Genomic DNA, 21,207 nt, shown 5'->3' with positions numbered 1-21,207 from the left:
TCGCGTCAGCCGCCGGCGGCTTCCTTGGCGAGCCAGTCACGAAATAGCATGGCTTCAGGCCGCACCCGGCGCTGGCTTTCAGGCTGCACGATGTAATGCGCTTCGTCCAGCGCAATGCTGGCGTCCAGCGCCCGCGCCAGCCGGCCGCTCTTCAGGAAGGGCTCGGCGAGATCGGACTGGATCAGCGCCGGCCCGAGACCGGCGGCGGCCATTTCCAGCGCCGAGATCGTCGTATCGACATTGATGCCGGCCGACGCCGGCAGCGACACGCCGATCAGCTTCAGGAAGCGCTGCCAGAGATTTTCATAGCCCGTCACATGGATGAGCGACGGCGCATCGAGCAGCGCCCGCATGCGTTCGGCGTCGTCATTCCCCTGGATCAGGTTCGGCGCGGCGACCACGATCGCCGGCTGCCGCATCAACAGCGAGGCTTTCAGCCCCGGCCAGCGTCCGTCACCGAAGCGGATATCGACATCGGCGACATCGTCGCTCGCCGCCGGCGCCCAGACGACGGTGGAGATGCGCAGCGAAATATCCGGCCATTGCGCCACGAATTTCGGCAGCCGCGGCGCCAGCCACAGCGCCATGAAAGAAATCGGCACTCTCAATGTAAGATTTCTCTTACCAACAGGGCCAAAAAGCCCGGCGGTCGCCGCCGCCAGTTCGTCGAAACTGTTGCGCAGCGGCGGCAGATAGGCGGCGCCCTTTTCCGTCAGACGCAGACTGCGCGGCAGGCGCTCGAACAAGGTGACGCCGAGATGCTTTTCCAGCGACCGCACCTGATGCGACACCGCCGCCTGGGTGAGGCTCAGTTCGGTCGCCGCCAGCGTGAAGCTTTCATGCCGCGCCGCCGCCTCGAAGGCGCGCAGCCAGGCAAGCGGCGGGAGCTGATAACCGGCAAACGGGGATTCTTCGGACATGGGAGGCACGCACGGCTTGGGTTCGTCCTGTTCTAGCCGCACGCGCCGCTTTTGCAAGCTCATACCAACAATCAGAGCTCCTCTGGAAAGCCCGGCGCCCGCAAATCGGTGCCCGTCGCGTCTTCCAGCAGCTTCACCACCTGCGAGGACCAGGCTTGGCCGCCATAAAGCGACTTGGCGCGGATGAAGGTCTGCATCGCGTGGCTGGCGAGATCGAGCGGCACGCCGAATTCCTTGCCGAAGCCCAGCGCGAAACCGAGATCCTTGATGGCAAGATCCATGGTGAAATTGATGTTGTAGCTGCCGTTCAGGATCACCTGGCCCTCGGTCTCATGCACGAAGCTGTTGCCGGAGGAAGCCTTGATGATGTTGAAGGCGTCGGTGAGATCAATGCCGCCGCGCTTGGCCAGCATCAGCGCCTCGCCCGTGGCGATGAGATGGATGAAGGCGAGCATATTGGTGATGACCTTGATCACCGCCGCCTTGCCGAGCGGGCCGGCATGGAAAATATCGCCGCCCATGGCCTCTAACGCCGGTCGATGCAGATCAAAGAGATCCTTGTCGCCGCCGGCGATGACGGTGATTTCGCCGCTCGCCGCCTTGTGCACGCCGCCGGTCACGGGGCTTTCCATCATTCGCACGCCCGATTTCGCCGCGACCGCCGACAGCCGCTCGACATCCTCGGAACTCAGCGTGCTCATTTCGATCCAGGTCTGGCCCGGTCGCGCGCCCTTGAGGATGCCGGTCTCGCCGGTCAGCACCAGTTCCGACACTTTCGGCGACGGCAGGCAGGTGATCACCGCATCGCTGTTGCGGGCCGCCTCTTCGGGTGTGGCGGCCCATTCGGCGCCATCGGCAATGAGCGTCTCGGCGCATTTCGGGTCGATGTCGTTGACGACGACAGTGAAGCCCGCGCGAAGAAGGGACGAGGCGAGATTGCGGCCGAGATGACCGAGGCCGATAAAGGCGTAGCGCATGTAAAGTGTTCTCCTGCTGTTGCCGGAAATCTTACGTCGCCTCACTCATGCGGCAAACCAAAGAATAAACCTTCTGAGACATCGCCGAATTTTTGCATAAAGGCAAAATCTCGGCCGACGCACAAATCGAACCACTGCATTGGCGTATTTTCCTTTGATTGCGTCGATGACCCGTTCGCGCTGGAATCCGCGTCATGGGAGCGCGCCGTTTTTGGCGTATGGGAGGTTTTCATGGATGATGTCTGCACCGTATCCGCATCGCGAAGAGCCGGAGGCCGCGCCGCGCGCGTCGCTCAACGCGCTGCCCCTCTTGCCGACAATCTCCGGCCGATCCGTCCCGGCCTGTCGGGCGGCCAATACAAGCCGCTGACCGACGCCGGCGTCAAACGCATCCATGAAGCGGCGCTCGAGGCGCTTGAGGTCATCGGCCTGTCGCAGGCGCCGGAGACGGGCGTCGAAGTGATGACCCGGGCCGGCGCGGTGCTCGGCGATGACGGCCGCCTGCGCTTTCCGCGCGCGCTGGTCGAGGACATGCTGGCGCTGGCCGCCCGCGACATCACCCTGTTCGGCCGCGATGCGAAATACGACATGCAGCTTTCCGGCACCCGCACCTATTTCGGCACCGCTGGCGCCGCCGTGCACGTCGTCGATGTCGAAAAGCGTGAATATCGCGAATCCACCGCCAAGGATCTGCTCGACGCCTCGAAACTCGTCCACCACCTCGACAATATCCATTTCTTTCAGCGCGCCATGGTCTGTCGCGACGTCACCGACAATCTCCTGATGGACATGAACACGCTTTACGCCTGCTGCGCCGGCACGAGCAAGCATGTCGGCACCAGCTTCTCCGACCCGTCCCATGTGGCCGACGGCTTCGAGATGCTGCATATGATCGCCGGCGGCGAGGATCAGTGGCGGGCGCGTCCCTTCGTGTCGAATTCCAACTGCTTCGTCGTTCCGCCGATGAAATTCGCCACCGAAAGCTGCCAGACCATGGAGCATTGCATCCGCGAGGGGATGCCCATTCTGCTGCTGTCGGCGGGACAGGCCGGCGCCACCGCGCCCGCGCCGCTCGCAACCGCCATCGTGCAGGCGGTCGCCGAATGCCTGGCGGGCGTCGTCTATGTCAACGCCATGGCGCCGGGCCATCCCGCCATTTTCGGCACTTGGCCTTTCGTGTCGGATCTGCGCACCGGCGCGATGTCGGGCGGCTCGGGCGAACAGGGGCTGCTGTCGGCCGGCTGCGCCCAGATGCACCATTTCTACGGCCTGCCGGGCGGCGCTGCCGGCGGCATGTCGGATTCCAAGCTGCCGGACATGCAGGCGGGCTGGGAACAGGGCATCCTCAATGTGCTCGCCGGTCTCTCCGGCCTCAACATGGTCTATGAATCGGTCGGCATGCATGCCTCGCTGCTCGGCTTCTGCCTGGAATCGCTGGTGCTGGGCGACGACATGCTCGGCCAGGTGCAGCGCTGCGTGCGCGGCATCGATGTGACTGAGGATTCCGTCTCGATCGACACGATGAAGTCGGTCTGCCTGGAAGGCCCAGGCCACTATCTCGGCCATGAACAGACGCTGCAGGTGATGCAGACCGAATATGTCTATCCCGCCGTCGCCAACCGTTCGAGCCCGAAGGAATGGGTGGAGCTCGGCCGTCCCGATCTCGTGCAAAAGGCGATCGAGCGCAAGAACCGCATCCTGCGCGACGCCGCCCCGAGCCTGATCGACCCGATCGCCGATCAGGCCATTCGCGAACGCTGGCAGATCTACTGCTGAGCAAATAGGTAAGCCATGACTTCCGGTCCTAAAGCCGGAAGTCCTTGAGCCGGTCGGTCAACAGGCCGATCGTCTCTGCGTCGGCATTGGCGAAGGCGAAGCGCAGGTGGTTGTCCTGCCCTTCGCCGAAATAGATCCCGGGCAGGCAGACGATCCCCGCCTCCCGCGCCAGTTTCTCCGCGACACGCTCGGAGGGCTGGCCGGCAAAAGGATGACGGATATAGGCGAAATAGGCGCCGATGGCGTCGAGCGACCAATCCGGCAATTCCTGCATCACCGTCTTCAACGCCTCGACCCGTCGGGAAATCTCCGCCTTGTTGGCTCTCCGCCAATCGGCCAGCGCCGGAATAGCCCTTGCGAGCGCAGCCTGGGCGGCCCGCGGCGCGCAGATCTGCAGATTGTCCATCACCTTGGCGACCTGATCGACCAGTGCAGGCCCGCCCATCACGGCGCCGAGCCGGTGGCCGGGAATGCAATAGGATTTCGAAAAACTATAGGTGAGGATCAGCCCGTCCTGCCAGTTCTCGACCGACATCAGCCCATGCGGCGCGGCCTCGCCATCGATGAAATCGCGATAGGTCTCATCCAGAATAAGCCAGGCGTCATGCTTGCGGCAAAGCGCGAAGATCTCGGCAAGCAGATCGGCGGGATAGACGGCGCCGGTGGGATTGTTCGGGCTCACCACCGCAAACGCCTTCACGCCGCTCTGCAGCACTACTTCGACATCGGCTGGGTCAGGCAGGAACCCGTTCTCCTGCCGGCAGGCCACCGTCCTGACGCCGATGCCGAGCATGGCAAGCGTTGTTTCCATGTTGAAGTAGAAAGGCCGCGTCAGGGCGATCGCATCGCCGGGACCTGCCACCGCCATGGCGGCGCAGAGGAAAGCCTGATTGGCGCCCGAGGTGATATGGACATTCTCAGCCGTCACATCGACGCCATAGAGCCCAGCGACATGGGCGGCATAGGCCTGCCGCAACGCGTCCTCGCCTTCGATCGCGCCATAACCGGTATAGGCTGCCGAGCCTGCCGCCTCCGAGAGCCATGTCAACATGTCCGGATGCGGAGGATAGCCCGGCACCGCCTGGCTGAGATCGATCTTCGGCCCGCGCTCGCCGTCATAGGCTTGCGCCCAGGCGAGCACGGAGGGGATGGGCGGCGGCGACAGACGGGCGACGAAGAGATTGAAGGCGGGCATGCGGGGCTCCATGACAGTGTCGCGCCCCAGGGCGCGATCCTGTGAAGGATGTGGCGCAAGCGCCCGAAACAGTCAATCCGGGCAAAGCGACCGGCTTCAGGCGACTGGCCGACCGTCGGCACCGAAGCGGTGCATCTTGCCCTCCTGCGCCTTCACCGACACCGTGTCGCCGGTGTTGTAGCGGGTGGTGCCGTTCTCGCGCACGGTGAGAGGTTCTTCCGCGCCGATCTCCAGATAGAGATAGGAATCCGCGCCGAGCTTTTCGGTATGGATCACCTTGCCCGTCCACTGGCCGCCGCTCTCGACGACATCGAGATGTTCGGGGCGAACGCCGATCGTCGTGCAGCCATAGGGTTCGGCGAGCTTTCCGCCGAGCAGGTTCATCTTGGGCGAACCGATGAAGCCGGCGACGAACAGCGACTGCGGATTTTCATAGAGCTCCAGCGGCGTGCCGACTTGCTCGATCTTGCCGGCAGAGAGCACGACGATACGGTCGGCGAGCGTCATCGCCTCGACCTGGTCATGCGTCACATAGATCATGATCGCATCCGACATGCTTTCATGAAGCTTGGCGATCTCGATGCGGGTGGCGACGCGCAGCGCGGCATCCAGATTCGACAGCGGCTCGTCGAACAGGAAGACCTTGGGATTGCGCACGATTGCGCGGCCGATGGCGACGCGCTGGCGCTGGCCGCCGGAAAGCGCCTTGGGCAGGCGGTCGAGATAGGGCGTGAGTTGCAGGATGTCGGCCGCGCCGCGCACCCGTTTGTCGATCTCGGCCTGCGAAGCCTTGGCGATGCGCATGCCGAAGGCCATGTTGTCGTAGACGGTCATATGCGGATAGAGCGCATAGGACTGGAACACCATGGCGATGCCGCGCTTGGAGGGCGGCACGTCGTTGACCAGTTCGCCGTCGATGAACATCTCGCCGGAACTGATCTCTTCGAGACCGGCGATCATGCGCAACAGCGTCGATTTTCCGCAACCCGAGGGACCGACGAAGACGATGAACTCGCCCTTGTTGATCTCGAGATCGACGCCATGGATCACCTTGATCGCGCCATAGGACTTTTTGACGTCCTTGAGAACCACACCGTTCATGCGCTTGCTCCCTCGAATTTTTCTTCTTTGATTTCTATTGCGCCGGTCATCGTCAGCCGCCCTTCACCGAGCCGGCGAGCAGGCCGCGCACCAGGAAACGCTGCAGGGTGAAGAACACCAGAAGCGGCACGATGATGGTGATGAAGGCCGAGGCGGTGAGGATTTCCCAATTGCCGCCGCGCGAACCGAGCAGGTTGACCAGCCGGCCCGTCAGCACCAGTTCGTCATTGCCGGTGCCCAGAAACACCATTGCGACCAGAAGATCGTTCCAGGTCCAGAGGAATTGGAAGATCGAAAAGGAGGCGAGCGCCGGGAAAGACAGCGGCAGCACGATCTTGACGAAGATCTCGAAGTCCGAGGCGCCGTCGACGCGGGCGGATTCCATGATTTCCTTGGGCAGGCCGGCCATGTAGTTGCGCAGCAGATAGACGGCGAGCGGCAGGCCGAACCCCATATGGGCGAGCCAGATGCCGAGATATGTCTTGGACGGCACGCCGAAGAAAGCGCCGACGCCGTTGTAGAATTTGAGCAGTGGGATGAGCGACATCTGCAGCGGCACCACCAGCAGGCCCACCACCACGGCAACGAGAATCGAGCGGCCGGGAAACTTCATCCAGGCCAGCGCATAGGCCGCGAAGGCCGCGACGAGGATCGGGATGACCGTCGAGGGGATCGCCACCGTCAGCGAATTGATGAAGGACGAGCCGATGCCGGCCGACGTCAGCACTTCGCGGTAATTGTCGAGCGTAAACCGCGGCGGCGTCTCGCTGACCACGACGAAACGCTGGCCGCGCGACCCTTCCATACGGGTGGGCGAGACGATCTCGAAGGAGCCGTCATCCTTCACCGACATCTTGGAGCCGTCACGCAACTCGGCGCTGTCGCCGGGCTTGTAGGCTTCGGGCTGCTGCGTGCTCACGCCCCAGGCGACCACCGTGCCGCCGCGTTCTTCCAGCGCATTGCCTGTGATGACGAAGGCGCCGTCGCGTTCGACCTGCTCTTCCGGCGAGGGCGCGCGATAGACGATATTCTGGCGCGAAGTCGACAAGGCCGTCCACCAGCCCGATACGGCCAACTGGTTCTTGTCGCGGAACGACGAGATGAACAGGCCCGCAGTCGGCAGCGTCCATAATGCGACGATGAGCAGGACCGAGAGATGAACGACCCAGATCAGCGGGGATTTCTTGCTCGCATACATCAGCGGCCCTCCATCTCGGCCCGCGCATTGCGGATATTCCAGATCATGATCGGGATGACCAGCGCCATGATGACGATGGCGATCGCCGCGCCGCGGCCGAAATCGCCGCCGCCGCGGAACATCCAGTCGAACATGAGATTGGCGAGCACCTGCGTCTGCCACTGACCGTTGGTCATGGCGAGCACGATGTCGAACACCTTCAGCACGAGAATGGTGATGGTGGTCCAGACCACCGCGATGGTGCCCCATATCTGCGGCACCATGATCTTGAAGAAGATCTGGAAACCGTTGGCGCCGTCGATCACCGCCGCCTCGATCGTTTCGTCGGGAATGCCGCGCAGCGCCGCCGACAGGATGACCATGGCGAAGCCGGTCTGGATCCAGATCAGGATCGCCATCAGGAAGAAGTTGTTCCAGAAGGGAATGGTGATCCAGGCCTGCGGCTGAAAACCGAGCCAGACGATGAAGGCGTTGAGAATGCCGATCTGCTCGGAGCCGGCGTCGCGATAGTCATAGACGAATTTCCAGATCACCGCCGCGCCGACGAAGGAGATCGCCATCGGCATGAAGATCAGCGACTTGGCGATGTTGCCCCACCAGATGCGGTCGGTCAGAACCGCGATCACCAGGCCGAAGAACGTGGCCAGCGCCGGCACCACCAGCAGCCAGAGGAAATTGTTGAAGATCGATTCGCGGAACTGCGTATCGCCAAACATCCAGATGTAATTGTACAAACCGACGAATTGCTGGCCGTCCTTGCCATGGAAGGACAGCCGGACGGATTCGATGACGGGGTAGATCAGATAGAGCGTCAAGGCGAGAAGCGCGGGGCCGAGAAACAGCCAGGGTCTGATCAAGGCGGCGCGGCGCATGTTGCGGGCCGCCGCTGCGGCATTGGATCCCCGCGACGGCAGCGCGAGATCGAGCAGGAAATTCGACAGGAAGAAATAGGCGGCGCAGCCCGCCACCCCCGCGATCATCGTCACTATGGCGTAAAGCAACTGCTCCATCGCTGAGCCCCTCCCCTGAAGATCGCGATATGACTTCTGTTCTGAAGAAGATGTGGTGAGGCCGCGAAAGCTGCAGCCTCACTCCGATTTTGCCGGCCGGAAGATTTACTTCAGCGCGTCCCAGGCTTTCTGGATTTCCCCGCCGACATCTTCGGCCGACTTGCCGCCGGCGTAGTCCACCATGCCGGTCCAGAAGGCGCCGGCGCCGATCTTGCCGGGCATCAGGTCGGAACCGTCGAAGCGGAAGGTCGTGGCGTTGGTCAGGATTTCACCCATCTTTTTCGAAGGTTCGTTCGAATAGGCGTCCGGATTGACCTTCTTGAACGGCGTCAGGAAACCAGATTGCGCCATCCACACTTCATGGGCGATCGGCGTCTGCAGCCAGGCGATGAAGGCGCGGGCGACAGGCGAATCCTTGGTGATCGCCACCAGCGTGCCGGCGCCGAGCACCGGGTTGCCGAGATCGGGCTTGGAGGCGTAGGGCGGCAGGTAGAAGAAATCCGCATCCTGGCCGAGCTTCGTGCCTTCCGGGAAGAAGGACGGAATGAACGACGCCTGGCGGTGCAGGTAGCACTTGGGCGGCGAGGAGAACATGCCCTTCGGGCTGTCGCGGAAATCGGTGGAGGCCACCGCCTTGGCGCCGCCGTCGACATAGGCGTCGTTGCGGGCGAACCAGCCGAATTCATCGATCGCGCCGACCACGGCCGGATCGTTGAACGGAATCTGGTTGGTGACCCACTGGTCGTAGACCTCGGGCTTCTGCGTGCGCAGCATCATGTCTTCGACCCAGTCGGTCGCCGGCCAGCCGGTGGCCCCGCCGGAACCGAGCCCGATGCACCAGGGCTTGTGGCCGTCGGCGGCGATCTTCTCGGTCAGCGCCTTCAGCTCTTCCATGGTCTTGGGCACTTCATAGCCCGCGTCCTCGAAATTGTCCGGCGAATACCAGACCAGCGACTTCAGGTCGGCCTTGTAGGGGAAGGCGTAAAAATGGTCTGCGCCGTCCTTGCCCTTGTAGCTGCCGAGCTTGACCCAGGAATCGCCGGCGGCGTAATTCTCGGTCATCCACTTGGCGGCGTCGCCGCCGAGATCGACCAGAAAGCCCTTGGAGGCGAGGTCGGCGAGAAGACCCGGCTGCGGAAGAACCGCGATATTCGGCGGGCTGCCGGCCTGGGTGTCGATGACGATCTGCTGCTCGTAGTTCTCAGAGGAAGAATAGTTGACGGTCGCGCCGGTCGCGTCCTCGAAATAGGCGAGCATCGACTTGACCAGCGTCTCGTCTTCACCGCGCCACGGTCCGAAAATCGTCAGCGTCTGGCCCTTCACGTCGCCATGCGCGGCCTTGAATTCCTCGAAGCTCGCCCAGTTGAAGCGCTTGTCTTCACCCGGCTTGAACTTGAGATCGGCGGCGCTCGCGGCGCCGGCCATCAGGGCCATAGCGGCCACGGACATCAAAAAGATCTTCTTCATTCGGCAATCCTCCCTGGATCGGATAAATTAAGGGCGCGGCCTTCGCCTGCCGTCCCCCTGCAAGCGTTCATCCTCACTCTTTCGAACATCTGGAGCCCAGATATTGAAAGCGCTTTAAATGATTAAAGCGTCTTTAAGGGTTGAGTGTCAAGGGCGCAGCGGCAAGATTTTACGCGCGATGGGCGATCATTGGACGTCATACCGGCAATAAGTGCTTTATATCAACAACAAGAGGAAATAGTCCGATTTATTCGGACGACTGCCCGTCCTCGCTGCCGGAAAGCTGCTTTGACAACACGGATAAAAAACAATTGATGGCGCTTTCAATTATCAAGCGCCTGTCGTAGGATTTTTGAAAGTGCGGCGCCGACATGGCGATTGAGGGTCGCCATGCGCGGTGTGAACCCGGCGCCGGCAATCCGAGGAGGCCACCATGAACTTGAAAGAGTTCGCCAAATCCATCGGCATGAGCCAAACCACCGTCAGCCGCGCGCTTTCAGGTTATCCCGAAGTCAAGCTCGAAACGCGCGAGAGGATCCTTCGGCTGGCCCAGGAGCTCGGCTATCACCCCAATCGCTCGGCGGCGGGCCTCGCCACGGGCCGGGCAGGCGCTGTCGGCATCGTCATGCGCGAAGGTCTGGGCTTCGACCCCAACACCACCGAATTCATGGCCGGACTCGGCAGCCGGCTGGAAACCCGTCAGATCGACATCCTGATCACCGTCGTCGAGGACAGGCAGGCCGAACTCGCCGCCTATCGACGGCTCGCCGCCTCCAAGCGCGTCGATGCGGTCATTCTCCACACGCCGACGCTGGACGATGAACGCATGCAGTTTCTCAAAGAGCTCAACATGCCCTTCATCGTCCATGGACGCGGCGACGAGGACGGCGGCTATCCCTGGCTCGACATCGACAATCTCGGCGCCATGTATCGGGCGACCGGCTATCTGCTCGATATCGGCCACAAGCGCATCGGCCTGATCAACGGCGCCAAGGGGGACGTCTTCGCCGAACATCGCGAACAGGGCTACCGCCGCGCCATGAAGGAACGCGGCCTGCAGGCGCCGGACATGCTGGTGGTCAACGGCCTGTTCACCGACGATATCGGCTATCGCGCCATGCAGGACTTCCTGGCGCTGCCGGAACCGCCGACGGCGGTGCTGGCCGGTTCGATGATGAGCGCGCTCGGCGTCATGCGCGCGGTGCGTTCGGCCGGTCTGCAGCTCGGCCGCGACCTGTCGCTGATCGCCCATGACGACGTGTTCAACTATATCAACGCCGACAATATGGTGCCGACCGTGTCGACCACCCGCTCCTCGATGCGCGAGGCGGGCGTCAGGATCGGCGACATCATCCTGCAGATGCTCGCCGGCCGCGACGTGACGAATCATCACGAGATCTGGCCGGTGGAACTCGTTTTGCGCGAATCCACCTGCCCGCCGCCTGCGGCCTGATCGGGGCAGGCCCGAGCTATTCCGCAGGAGGCGGATTGCCGAGGATTTGACTTTCACCGCAAAAGCGCTTAGCGGGACGTCAAGGGATGGAAACCCCTGCCGCCCGCAGTCTCAAGACATGGTGAAGTTTCCGGCGCGATCTCTTTCATCGTTCCCAATGAGGCGTTTCGCCTTGGCAATGCGGGTCCCAAGCAGTCAGGAAACGCCGCCATGAGGACCGCCATGAGCGAGACATCCCGCCTACCCTCTATGGAGGACATCAAGGCCCAGGCCCGCCGCCTGCGCGACGCGCTGGCCAGCCAGGGTTCCCCCGTCACCCATTCGAAATCACTGGAACTGATCGCCGCCCAATACGGCTTTCGCGACTGGAACACGCTGCACGCCCGGCTCGGCAATAGGCCGCCGCCGCGCCTGCAGGTCGGCGACCACGCCTCCGGCCTCTATCTCGGCAAACCGTTTCGGGGCAGGGTCGTGTCGCTGCAGCGGATGAACGGATCGGACGACGTCGTCAGGGTCGCCTTCGATTTCGACGAACCGGTCAATGTGTCGAAGTTCGAAAGTTTCGATGTTTTTCGAAAACGCGTCGTCTGCACGCTGGGACCGGATGGCAGGACGGTGGAGAAGACGTCGGACGGCGCGCCGCATCTTCAACTGGCCTGACCAAAGCAAAACGCGCTCCCCGCATGAGGGAGCGCGTCGAATAGACGTCAGGCAATCAGGCGTCAGCCGTTGCTCTTCTTCTTGCGCTTGGGCTTTTCATCGCCGGCGCGAGCAGGCTTGGACGGCTTGCCCCAATCCTTGCCCGGGCGGTCGGCCGGCGGCCGATCCTGATAGGCGGAGCGATCGCCGGCATATTCCGGCTTCCGGCCGAACTTCTTCTTCGGCGCGCCGCCGAAATCATCGGCTGTCGCATCGGCGCGGCGACCGGCCGGCTTTTCGCGCTGCGGCTTTTCCCAGGAGGTGTTGCGATCGTCGCTGCGGGGACGCTCATCGCCGCGCTCCTGCGGCTTGCGGTCGCCATAGGACTTGCGCTCGCCCTGCGGCTTGCGATCGCCGTCGAAACGCGGCGCGCTGCGCGTCGGACGCAGATCCGGTTCGCCCTCGACGAGCCTCAGGCGCATGCCGCGTTCGAGCGTCTTGTTGGGACCGATCGCCGCGAGGAAATGCTCGAGGCTGTCGTTGGAGATCTGCACGAAGGTTTCGTCCTGCTGCATCTTGATCGCGCCGATGTCGTGGCGGGTGATGTCGCCGTTGCGGCAAAGGACGGGAATGAGCCAGCGCGGCTCGGCGTTCTGCTTGCGACCGACCGACAGCGACACCCAGGCGCTGGGGCCGAAATCCTCGCGGCGGCGCGGGGCCGCGTCTTCGCGTCCAGCCGGCCGATCGCCGTCACGCGGCGGCCGGCGGTTGGCGCCGCCGTCGAACACCTGGCCGATATCGACCAATTCTTCCGGCGCGGAGCGGCCGGCGCGATAGAGCCTGAGGAAGGCGGCGGCCACCTGGGCCGCGCCATGCGTCTCGATCAGGCGTGCGCCGATGTCGATCTCGTCCTCGTCGGCGATCCGCGTCAGCATGTCGTCGGCCATCAGCCGCTCGTCGTCGCGGGCGTTCACCTCGTCGGCCGAGGGCGGCGAAGCCCAGGTGGCGCGGACAGTGGCGGCCTGCAGCACGCGCTCGGCCTTGCGGCGGGCGCTGGTCGGCACGATGACTGCGCTCACGCCCTTGCGGCCGGCGCGACCGGTGCGGCCCGAACGGTGCAGCAGCGTTTCCGGATTGGTCGGCAGATCGGCGTGAATGACCAGTTCGAGATTGGGCAGGTCGATGCCGCGGGCGGCGACATCCGTTGCGATGCAGACGCGGGCGCGCCCGTCGCGCATCGATTGCAATGCGTGGCTGCGTTCGTTCTGGCTGAGTTCGCCCGACAGCGCCACCACGGTGAAGCCGCGATTGTGCAGCCGCGCCGTCAGGTGATTGACGGCGGCGCGGGTGTTGCAGAACACGATGGCGTTCGGCGCTTCGTAATAGCGCAGCACGTTGACGATGGCGTTGTCGCGATCAGCCGGAGCGCAGACCAGCGCGCGATAGTCGATGTCGACATGCTGCTTCTGTTCGGAGGCGGTGGCGATGCGGATCGCGTCGCGCTGATAGCTTTCGGCCAGCTTGGCGATCGGCTTGGACACGGTCGCAGAGAACATCAGAGTCCGGCGTTCTTCGGGCGAGGATTCGAGAATGAACTCCAAATCCTCGCGGAAACCGAGGTCGAGCATCTCGTCGGCTTCGTCGAGCACCACGGCGCGGATGGCCGAAAGATCGAGCGAATTGCGGGTGATGTGGTCGCGCAGACGGCCGGGCGTGCCGACCACGATATGGGCGCCGCGATCGAGCGCGCGCCGTTCGTTGCGCATGTCCATGCCGCCGACGCAGGTGGCGATCTGCGCGCCGGCCTCTGCGTAAAGCCATTCGAGTTCGCGGGCGACCTGCAGCGCGAGTTCACGGGTCGGCGCGATCGCCAGCGCGAAAGGCGCGTCGGCGCGGTCGAAACGAGCCTTGCCGGCCAAGAGCGTCGGGGCGAGCGCCAGGCCGAAGGCCACCGTCTTGCCGGAGCCTGTCTGCGCCGAGACCAGCGCATCGCGGCCTTCGAGTTCGGGCGCGAGCACGGCTTTCTGCACAGGAGTCAGTTCGGAATAGCCGCGTTTTTCGAGCGCGACGGCGAGCGCCGGCTCAAGAGCTTGTATATCTGTCATTCCATGTCTTTCGGATGCTGTTGCGACCGGCGGGCCCAAAGCCCTGGAAGTCGCGCGACGCCATTTGCTGCGCCGCAAATCGGAATTGGCGCGTTCATAGGCTGATTGAGGGCAAATGTACAGGGAAAAGGCCGAAGCCGCATGATTTACGGGCCAATGGTTAAGCAGCCCAATAGTCTCGCGCCTGATGGGGCAGCCGTGAAAGCGCGCGATCAAGAGTGATTTGATCCAGACTGGCGCGCAATGCGCGGGCGACCAAACGGATACTGTCGTCATCGGCGAGGTTGTGATCGCGTCTGTTGGCGCGGACTTCGCGCGCCAGCGCCGCGCGGTCTGGAAACGGCGGGAGCTCTGCCGGCGGACGCCAGGTCTCGACGAAGATCGCTCGAAGCACTGCGGGCAGAGCATCGGCAAAAACCAGCGCGTCATGAACCGACAGATGCGCCCGAAACACATGCAGCACGGCGCGCGTCACCGCATAGGCGCGGTGACGCGTTTCCAGAGTGGTGAGATCGAGAAGCGCGGTCATGAAGCGCTCGAAATCCCTGTCCGCATGGGCATATTCGGCCGGCACGGTCATCAGGCTCAGACCGAGATGTCGACCACGCCGCAATCGCCGGCGTCCGACGAGAAAGCCAGCAGCTTGCCGCTTTGCGACCAGCTCATGCCGGAAATGCCGCCCTTGCCCGGACGGCGCAGCAGCGCTTCCTTTTCATCGGCCAGGCGCACGCCGAGGATCATGCCGTCGATGAAACCGATGGCCAAAACCTCCTCGTTGGGATGGAAGGCCACCGAGGTCACCATGATATTGGCGCGCGTGCCGAGCTCCAGCGGCGCCTTGCCCATAGGCCCGTCCTTGGACGAGAACGGCCAGACGATCGCCGCCGGCGCGCCTGATGAAGCCAGCCATTTGCCCTTGGGCGACCAGGACAGCGACTTCACTTTGGCGGGATAGCCGCTCATGCGCATATGGCGGGTTTCTTCGCCCGGCTTGACGTCAAGTTTCCAGCCATGCAGCGCGCTTTCCTGCATGGCGGTGACGAGGAAGCGGCCATCGGGCGAAAAGGTCACGAAAGTGTGTGCGCCCTTCCATTCGAGATCGACGGGCGCGCCGTTTGTGCCCGCCCAATGCAGCGTCACGCCATTATAGCGCGCGACGCCGATGCGCAGGCCCTTAGGCGCAAACGCCAGATGCTCGATGGTGCGCTGCTCAGTAAATTCGCGGCTCTTGCCGTCTGCGGTCACCACCACCGCCGTCTTGCCATGCGCGAAACCGACCGCGCCGGATGGACCGGCCGCCACGGCGTTGATCCATTTGCGCGGCGCTTCCGCAACCTGCGTCACCGCGCCATCGGCGGCGATGCGCAACACCTTGCCGTCTTCCCCGCCGGTAATCAGCGATTTGGACGCGGGATCGACGACGGCGGTCAACAGGCCATGATGGGCTTCGGAGACTTTATGCCCATTGTCGAGTCGATGGATTTCACCCGAAGAGGCGGCGAAAAACGGCGTATCGCCAAGGAAGAAGGCCCCGTAAACGTGGCCTTCCAGATCAAGCGGCGCGACTGTGGGCATCAGGCGGCCTCACAGGCCTTGAAGCTTTCCTCGATCTTCTTGCGGTCGAGCTCGCGGCCGATGAAGACGAGACGGCTTTCGCGCTTTTCGCCGTCCTTCCACGGACGCTGGTGATTGCCTTCGATGATCATATGCACGCCCTGCACCACATAGCGTTCGTCGTCCTGGTCAAAGGCGATGATGCCCTTGAGGCGCAGAATGTTCGGACCCTGCACCTGGGTGATCTTCTCGATCCAGGGGAAGAACTTCTTCGGGTTCATCTCGCCGCCGCGCAGGGAGATCGATTGCACCGTCACGTCGTGAATGGCGGACGGCGCGGCATGGTGATGATCATGCCCATGGTCGTGATCATGATGGTGGTCATGGCCGTGGTGATCATGATCGTGATGATGGTGGTCGTGATCATGGTCATGATGGTGATGGTCGCAATCCGGGCCGCAGACATGGTCTTCATGGCCATGCTCGAGGAAATGCGGATCGTTCTCCATGGCGCGTTCGAGATCGAAAGCGCCGACGTCGAGGATCTTGCCAAGCTCCACATTCGAGCGCTGGGTGTGATAGATGCGGGCCGAAGGGTTGATCACGCGCACGATCTCCTCGATGCGCTTGACTTCCTGAGGCTCGACCAGATCGGTCTTGTTGATCAGCACCACATCGGCGAAAGCCAGCTGGTCTTCGGCTTCGCGGCTGTCCTTGAGGCGCAGCGGCAGATGCTTGGCGTCGACGAGCGCGACGACGGCGTCGAGCTGGGTCTTGGAGCGGACGTCCTCGTCCATGAAGAAGGTCTGCGCCACCGGCACCGGATCGGCGAGACCCGTGGTTTCGACGATGATCGCGTCGAAGCGGCCGGGACGGCGCATCAGACCTTCGACCACGCGGATCAGGTCGCCGCGCACGGTGCAGCAGATGCAGCCATTGTTCATTTCGTAGATTTCTTCGTCCGACTCGACGATCAGGTCGTTGTCGATGCCGATCTCGCCGAATTCGTTGACGATGACGGCGTAGCGTTTGCCATGGCTCTCGGTCAGAATGCGGTTGAGCAGCGTCGTTTTGCCGGCGCCGAGATAGCCGGTGAGCACGGTGACGGGAATTGGCTTGGCGGTCTGGGCTTCGGTCATGAGACTTCCTCGCGGAATGTAATATTATATCATCGGCGCTCTATATAGGAGAGATGAGGAGCGAGCGCAAATGCCTGTCGAGGCTCTTTTCAGCAACCATGCGCGAAAAGGGCTGAGCCGCGGCCTATAAATTTTCCCGCAAATTCTAGGGTATTTTATATTACTATATATTCATTTTTGCGACGCACAAGAATTCGTATCCTGCACAAACCGCGAGGAAGAGACTCTCATGCTGCAGAATCTGCCGATCCAGATGAAAATTGGCCTCGTCATGATCTTCATGGCCGTGGCGTCGCTCGCAATCGCCGGCGTCGGCATTCTCGGCATGCGCGATATCGGCGGCACGCTGGCCTCGGTCGGAACCCGCGAAGAAATGGCCCGTGAAGCCATGGACCTGCGCGTCGACATCATCGCCATCAGCCGCATGACGTATCAGCTGGCGCTCGCGCCGGAGAAGGCAGCGGATTTCGCCGCTGAAACCGAAAAGCGCGCCAGCGAAATGCTGGAGCGGCTGCCGAAGATCGAGCAGGTGGCGAGCCCCGACGAAAAAGCGATGCTCGCGGATGTGAAGACTGCGCTCCTCGCCTATTTCGACCAGATCCGCGCCATGGTGAAGACGGCGCAGGACGGCGGCGACGCTGCGGGGCTGAAAGCCGCACTCGGCAAGGCGCTCGACGCGCAGAAGGCAGTGACCGCCGCCGTCAAGATCTACAGCAAATCCTCGGGCGAAAGCCTGGCGACGGCCCGCGTCAACGCGCTCAGCGAAGCCGATCTCGCGATCTGGGTGCAGATCGGCGTCGCGGCCTTCTGCGTGATCATCGGCGGCAGCGTCAGCTCCTACATCGCCCGCAACGGCATCTCCAGACCGATCAAGGCGCTGACCGGCGCGATGAGCCGGCTAGCCGGCGGCGATCTCTCCGGCGAGGTCGACAGCACCGCCCGCCAGGACGAGATCGGCGAAATGGCCCGGGCCATGGAAATCTTCCGGAAGAACAGCATCGCCATGCGCCAGCTCGAAGCGCAGGAACAGGCGCTGCACGCCAAGAGCGCCGAACTGCAGAACACGATCAGCGGCGTGGTCGCCGCCGCCGTCAACGGCGATTTCTCGCTGCGCATTTCCAAGGATTACGACAATCCCGACCTCAACCGCTTCGCCTTGAGCGTGAACGAGCTGGTCGGCACGGTCGACAAGGGTGTCGGCGCGATGCGCCGCGTGATCGGCGCGCTCGCCGACGCCGATCTCACCCAGACCATGCAGGGCGAATTCCGCGGCGCCTTCGCCGAACTGCAGAACAACGTCAACGCGACGATGGAAACGCTCGCCTCGACGATCGAACGCATCCGCCTTTCCGGCTCGACGATCAACGACAACACCCGCGAACTGAGCGCAGCCGCCAACGACCTCTCCCGCCGCACCGAACAGCAGGCCGCCTCGCTGGAAGAAGCCGCCGCCGCCCTCGACGAGATCACCGCCACCGTGCGCAGCACCTCGCAGCGCGCCCATGAGGTGACCTCGATGATGGTGGAGACCAAGCACAGCGCCGGCAAATCGGGCGCAATCGTCCGCGACGCTGTCTCCGCCATGAGCCGCATCGAGGAATCCTCGGGCAAGATCAGCCAGATCATCGGCGTGATCGACGAGATCGCCTTCCAGACCAATCTGCTTGCCCTGAATGCGGGCGTCGAAGCCGCCCGCGCCGGCGACGCCGGCAAGGGTTTCGCGGTCGTGGCGCAGGAAGTCCGCGAACTCGCCCAGCGCTCCGCCAACGCCGCCAAGGAAATCAAGGCGCTGATCAACCAGTCGGAGACGGAAGTCTCCACCGGCGTCGGCCTGGTCCGCTCGACCGGCGAGGCGCTGCTGGAGATCGAAGGCCTGGTCAACCGCGTCAACGATCACATCGAGACCATTTCCAAGGCGACCCAGGAACAGGCTTCGGCGCTGCAGGAAATCAACAGCTCGGTCAATCACATGGACCAGATGACCCAGCAGAACGCCGCCATGGTCGAGGAAACCACCGCCGCCAGCATGTCGCTCTCCGAACAGAGCCGGCATCTGCATGAATTGCTGGAGCGCTTCCGCCTGAGCGCGTCCACCACCCGGGCGGTCCGCCGCGCCGCCTGAGGTCCGGATCAAGGCGTCTCAGCCGCCTCGCCCGCCCGGCGAGAACAAGCTGAGGTCGAACCTCGCCATGTCGTCCACCAGCTCCACGAGCCCCGAGACGGCATGGGTCAAAAGCGCCTCGCCTTTCTCACTGGTGGCCAGTCGCGCATCGCCGGCCGCGCCCTTATCGTTGAGATCGCGCATCATCCATCCGAAGGCATGCGGCCCGTAAGCGCGCAAATGGGTAAAATTCCGCGCGAAATCCGCTTGGCGGGACGCAAAGTTCGTGCATTTCTCGCGTTCGACCAGATCGGGCCTGAGCGCCAGCATCACCGATGTCTCAATCTCGCCGCCATGAATGTCGAAGGCCTTCCTCTCCGGCGGCACGATGTCGACCGGAATACCGAAGCGCGTCCAGCTGGTGGCGACGCAGAGCATCCCGAAACGCAGGCGCGCCTCCATGGCGACGATCGACAGAAGAGGCGAATTGCCGCCATGCGCATTGAGCAGCATCAGGCGTCCCACGCCCTGCCCGCGCAGCGTCTCGGCCATGCCGAGCCAGCGTTCGATGGCCTCCTGGTAGCCGAGGCTTCGTGTCCCCGGCCGATCGAGATGCTCCGGCGAGTAGCCGACCGGCTCCACCGGCAGCAGGATCACGTCGCGCGCTCCGAGCGCCGCCTCAAGACGCGCAGCCATCCCTTCCACGATCACCGCATCCGTCTGAAGCGGCAGATGCGGCCCGTGATATTCATGCGCCCCGAGCGGCAGGATGGCGATGCGGTCGCTCCAGCCGCCGGGCGGCGGTCCCGGCATATTGCTCATCTTTTCCTTGCCTTTGCCAATCGCCATACGTCATACAGACGGAAAGCAGAAAATCCTAGGGCGGGGCAGGGCATGGCCAAGAAGGACAAACAGGCCAAGAAGGATAAGTCCGAAGACAAGGACAAGCCCAAGGAGAAATACGAGCCGGGGACGCTACAGCCCGAACTCACCAAAGCCGCCCGCTCCATGCGCACCTTCCTGACGCGTTCGCTGTCCGCGAGCGGCCTCTATGCCGGCCAGGACGGCGTGATCCTGGCGCTGTCGTCGCAGGAAACGATGACCGCGGGCGCGATCGCCGCCGAACTCGGCGTCAAACCGCCGACCATGACGCGCACGCTGTCGCGCATGGAAGCGCAAGGCTTCATCAAGCGCGTCGCCGACGAGAGCGACGGCCGGCAGATGCGCGCAGCGTTGACCGATCTCGGACGCAGGCAAGTCGGCGCGATTTCCTATGCGGTCAAGGCGACCGAAGCCTTCGCCCTGACCGGCTTCAGCGACAAGGAAATCCGCCAATTCTGCAAGCTTCTCAGAAAGATCAACGGCAATCTCGGCCAGGAAAACGACAAGGGCGACGGTTTCGGTGAATAATGCTTCGCTTTTCTCCGTCGTCGACCTTGCGGCGCGTCGGCTATGTGATACCTCAAACGATTTAGGAGGATTATGCAGCCCTGCATGCGCGTCTGGCGGCGCGTTCGGGCGGCCGACCTCCTGGGAGGACGCATGGCTCAGAAGATAAAACTGTCGACGATCGCCGAGACGCTCGGCGTATCAACCGCCACCGTGTCGCTGGCGCTGCGCGACAGTCCGCTGGTCGCCGCTTCGACGCGCGAGAAGATCAAGGATCAGGCGCGCGCGCTCGGCTATATCTACAACCGGCGCGCCGCCAGCCTGCGCACGTCCCGCTCCGGCATCATCGGCGTGATCGTTCATGACATCATGAACCCGTTCTACGCCGAAATCCTCAAGGCGATCGAAAGTGAACTCGACCGCAGCCAGCACACCTTCATTCTGTCAAATCACTATGATTCCGTCGAGAAACAGCGGAATTTCATCGAAACCATGCTGCAGCTCGGCGGCGACGGCATCATCATGTCGCCCGCCATCGGCACGCCGAAGATCGATCTCGAACTGGCCGAGGAAAACGGCATGCCGGTCATTCTGGTGGCCCGGACGATCGAGGACGTCAATCTGCCCGCCTTCCGCGGCGACGACAGCTACGGCATTTCGCTCGCCACCAACCATCTCATTTCGCTCGGCCACCGCGTCATCGCCATGGTCGGCGGCACTGACCAGACCTCGACCGGCCGCGACCGCTACCAGGGCTATGTCAATGCGCTGCGCAAGGCCGATATCGCCGTGCTTCCGGAGCTGCGCATTCCCGGCCCCCGCACCCGGCAGGGCGGTTTCGAGGCGGCGGTGAATTTTCTCTCTCATCCGCTCAAGCCGACCGCCGCCGTCTGCTGGAACGATCTCGTCGCCATCGGCCTGATGAACGGCGTCGCTCGCGCCGGACTGATTTCCGGGGTGGATATTTCCGTGACCGGCTATGACGACCTCGAAGAGGCCTCGATCGCCACGCCCGCGCTGACCACCGTGTGGAACGGCCAGTCCGAAGTCGGACGACTGGCCGCCCGCGCCCTTCTCGATCGTCTCGCCGGCAGCCACGAGCCGGACGGACTGCATCTGATCAAGCCCGAAATGCGCATCCGTCAGTCAACGGGGCCGATGAAACCTCGCAAATAAAGGTGAC

19 protein-coding genes are annotated in these 21,207 nt (G+C 63.2%); 6 read left to right on the top strand and 13 right to left on the bottom strand.

Translation table 11 applies throughout. From position 1 onward, the window contains the following. Positions 1-5 precede the first annotated feature (5 nt). The 3 genes from OCK01_RS09325 to OCK01_RS09315 form a co-directional block, all read right to left on the bottom strand. On the bottom strand, positions 6-920 hold the full coding sequence (locus tag OCK01_RS09325; protein WP_263823700.1) for a LysR substrate-binding domain-containing protein: 915 nt from the start codon (positions 918-920) through the stop codon (positions 6-8). Positions 921-991: 71 nt separating this feature from the next. After that, positions 992-1,897 (bottom strand): NAD(P)-dependent oxidoreductase, encoded by a 906-nt coding sequence (locus tag OCK01_RS09320; RefSeq protein ID WP_263823699.1) that lies wholly within the window; start codon positions 1,895-1,897, stop codon positions 992-994. Positions 1,898-1,938: 41 nt separating this feature from the next. Continuing rightward, positions 1,939-2,130 (bottom strand): hypothetical protein, encoded by a 192-nt coding sequence (locus OCK01_RS09315; RefSeq protein ID WP_263823698.1) that lies wholly within the window; start codon positions 2,128-2,130, stop codon positions 1,939-1,941. Between OCK01_RS09315 and OCK01_RS09310 the strand changes: the two genes are divergently transcribed. Continuing rightward, on the top strand, positions 2,129-3,673 hold the full coding sequence (locus OCK01_RS09310) for a trimethylamine methyltransferase family protein (RefSeq protein ID WP_263823697.1): 1,545 nt from the start codon (positions 2,129-2,131) through the stop codon (positions 3,671-3,673). The two genes, OCK01_RS09315 and OCK01_RS09310, sit on opposite strands and share 2 nt — an antisense overlap. A gap of 28 nt (positions 3,674-3,701) precedes the next feature. Here the strand turns inward: OCK01_RS09310 and OCK01_RS09305 are convergent, their stop codons facing one another. From OCK01_RS09305 to OCK01_RS09285, 5 genes are all read right to left on the bottom strand, one after another. Next, positions 3,702-4,868: an aminotransferase gene (locus OCK01_RS09305; RefSeq protein WP_263823696.1), complete on the bottom strand. Its 1,167-nt coding sequence runs from the start codon at positions 4,866-4,868 to the stop codon at positions 3,702-3,704. 96 nt (positions 4,869-4,964) lie between these two features. Further along, positions 4,965-5,969: an ABC transporter ATP-binding protein gene (locus OCK01_RS09300; RefSeq protein WP_263823695.1), complete on the bottom strand. Its 1,005-nt coding sequence runs from the start codon at positions 5,967-5,969 to the stop codon at positions 4,965-4,967. A 52-nt stretch (positions 5,970-6,021) separates the two neighbouring features. Further along, positions 6,022-7,167, bottom strand: coding sequence for a carbohydrate ABC transporter permease (locus OCK01_RS09295; protein WP_182828272.1), 1,146 nt, complete (start codon positions 7,165-7,167; stop codon positions 6,022-6,024). Further along, entirely contained in the window at positions 7,167-8,177 is a 1,011-nt protein-coding gene (locus tag OCK01_RS09290) for a carbohydrate ABC transporter permease (protein WP_263823694.1), read from the bottom strand. Before OCK01_RS09290 ends, OCK01_RS09295 begins: the two co-directional genes overlap by 1 nt. 105 nt (positions 8,178-8,282) lie before the next feature. Further along, on the bottom strand, positions 8,283-9,644 hold the full coding sequence (locus OCK01_RS09285; RefSeq protein ID WP_263823693.1) for an ABC transporter substrate-binding protein: 1,362 nt from the start codon (positions 9,642-9,644) through the stop codon (positions 8,283-8,285). A 433-nt stretch (positions 9,645-10,077) separates the two neighbouring features. Between OCK01_RS09285 and OCK01_RS09280 the strand changes: the two genes are divergently transcribed. Both OCK01_RS09280 and OCK01_RS09275 read left to right on the top strand, forming a co-directional pair. Next, a complete protein-coding gene (locus OCK01_RS09280) occupies positions 10,078-11,097 on the top strand; it encodes a LacI family DNA-binding transcriptional regulator (protein ID WP_182828270.1) in 1,020 nt (339 codons plus the stop codon). Positions 11,098-11,319: 222 nt separating this feature from the next. Next, positions 11,320-11,757 carry a glyoxalase superfamily protein gene (locus OCK01_RS09275; protein WP_263823692.1) on the top strand — a complete coding sequence of 146 codons (438 nt, stop codon included), beginning with the start codon at positions 11,320-11,322 and terminating at the stop codon, positions 11,755-11,757. 62 nt (positions 11,758-11,819) lie between these two features. Here OCK01_RS09275 and OCK01_RS09270 read toward each other — a convergent pair whose 3' ends face one another. The 4 genes from OCK01_RS09270 to OCK01_RS09255 all read right to left on the bottom strand — a co-directional run bounded on the left by OCK01_RS09270 (position 11,820) and on the right by OCK01_RS09255 (position 16,534). Then, positions 11,820-13,841 (bottom strand): DEAD/DEAH box helicase, encoded by a 2,022-nt coding sequence (locus tag OCK01_RS09270; RefSeq protein ID WP_263823691.1) that lies wholly within the window; start codon positions 13,839-13,841, stop codon positions 11,820-11,822. Between the two features lie 160 nt (positions 13,842-14,001). Next, the gene (locus OCK01_RS09265) at positions 14,002-14,421 is read right to left on the bottom strand and encodes a DUF2267 domain-containing protein (protein ID WP_263823690.1); all 420 of its coding nucleotides are present in this window, start codon (positions 14,419-14,421) and stop codon (positions 14,002-14,004) included. A gap of 5 nt (positions 14,422-14,426) precedes the next feature. After that, complete coding sequence (locus tag OCK01_RS09260) at positions 14,427-15,416, bottom strand: WD40 repeat domain-containing protein (protein ID WP_263823689.1); 990 nt, start codon at positions 15,414-15,416, stop codon at positions 14,427-14,429. Further along, on the bottom strand, positions 15,416-16,534 hold the full coding sequence (locus OCK01_RS09255) for a CobW family GTP-binding protein (RefSeq protein ID WP_263823688.1): 1,119 nt from the start codon (positions 16,532-16,534) through the stop codon (positions 15,416-15,418). The genes OCK01_RS09260 and OCK01_RS09255 overlap by 1 nt, the downstream gene beginning before the upstream one ends. A 229-nt stretch (positions 16,535-16,763) precedes the next feature. Here OCK01_RS09255 and OCK01_RS09250 point away from each other — a divergent pair, with 229 nt between their 5' ends. After that, positions 16,764-18,656, top strand: coding sequence for a methyl-accepting chemotaxis protein (locus tag OCK01_RS09250; RefSeq protein ID WP_263823687.1), 1,893 nt, complete (start codon positions 16,764-16,766; stop codon positions 18,654-18,656). Between the two features lie 18 nt (positions 18,657-18,674). Here the strand turns inward: OCK01_RS09250 and OCK01_RS09245 are convergent, their stop codons facing one another. Beyond that, on the bottom strand, positions 18,675-19,457 hold the full coding sequence (locus tag OCK01_RS09245; RefSeq protein ID WP_263823686.1) for a creatininase family protein: 783 nt from the start codon (positions 19,455-19,457) through the stop codon (positions 18,675-18,677). 72 nt (positions 19,458-19,529) lie between these two features. Here OCK01_RS09245 and OCK01_RS09240 point away from each other — a divergent pair, with 72 nt between their 5' ends. Together OCK01_RS09240 and OCK01_RS09235 are read left to right on the top strand one after the other, a co-directional pair. Next, entirely contained in the window at positions 19,530-20,045 is a 516-nt protein-coding gene (locus OCK01_RS09240; RefSeq protein WP_182828265.1) for a MarR family winged helix-turn-helix transcriptional regulator, read from the top strand. Between the two features lie 132 nt (positions 20,046-20,177). Further along, positions 20,178-21,200 (top strand): LacI family DNA-binding transcriptional regulator, encoded by a 1,023-nt coding sequence (locus OCK01_RS09235; protein WP_182828264.1) that lies wholly within the window; start codon positions 20,178-20,180, stop codon positions 21,198-21,200. Positions 21,201-21,207: the final 7 nt, after the last annotated feature.

The organism is Rhizobium sp. TRM95796 (assembly GCF_025779995.1).
GTDB lineage: Bacteria > Pseudomonadota > Alphaproteobacteria > Rhizobiales > Rhizobiaceae > Rhizobium_E.
The sequence above is the reverse complement of the archived record's forward strand: the minus strand, read 5'-3'. Positions and strand labels throughout refer to the sequence as shown.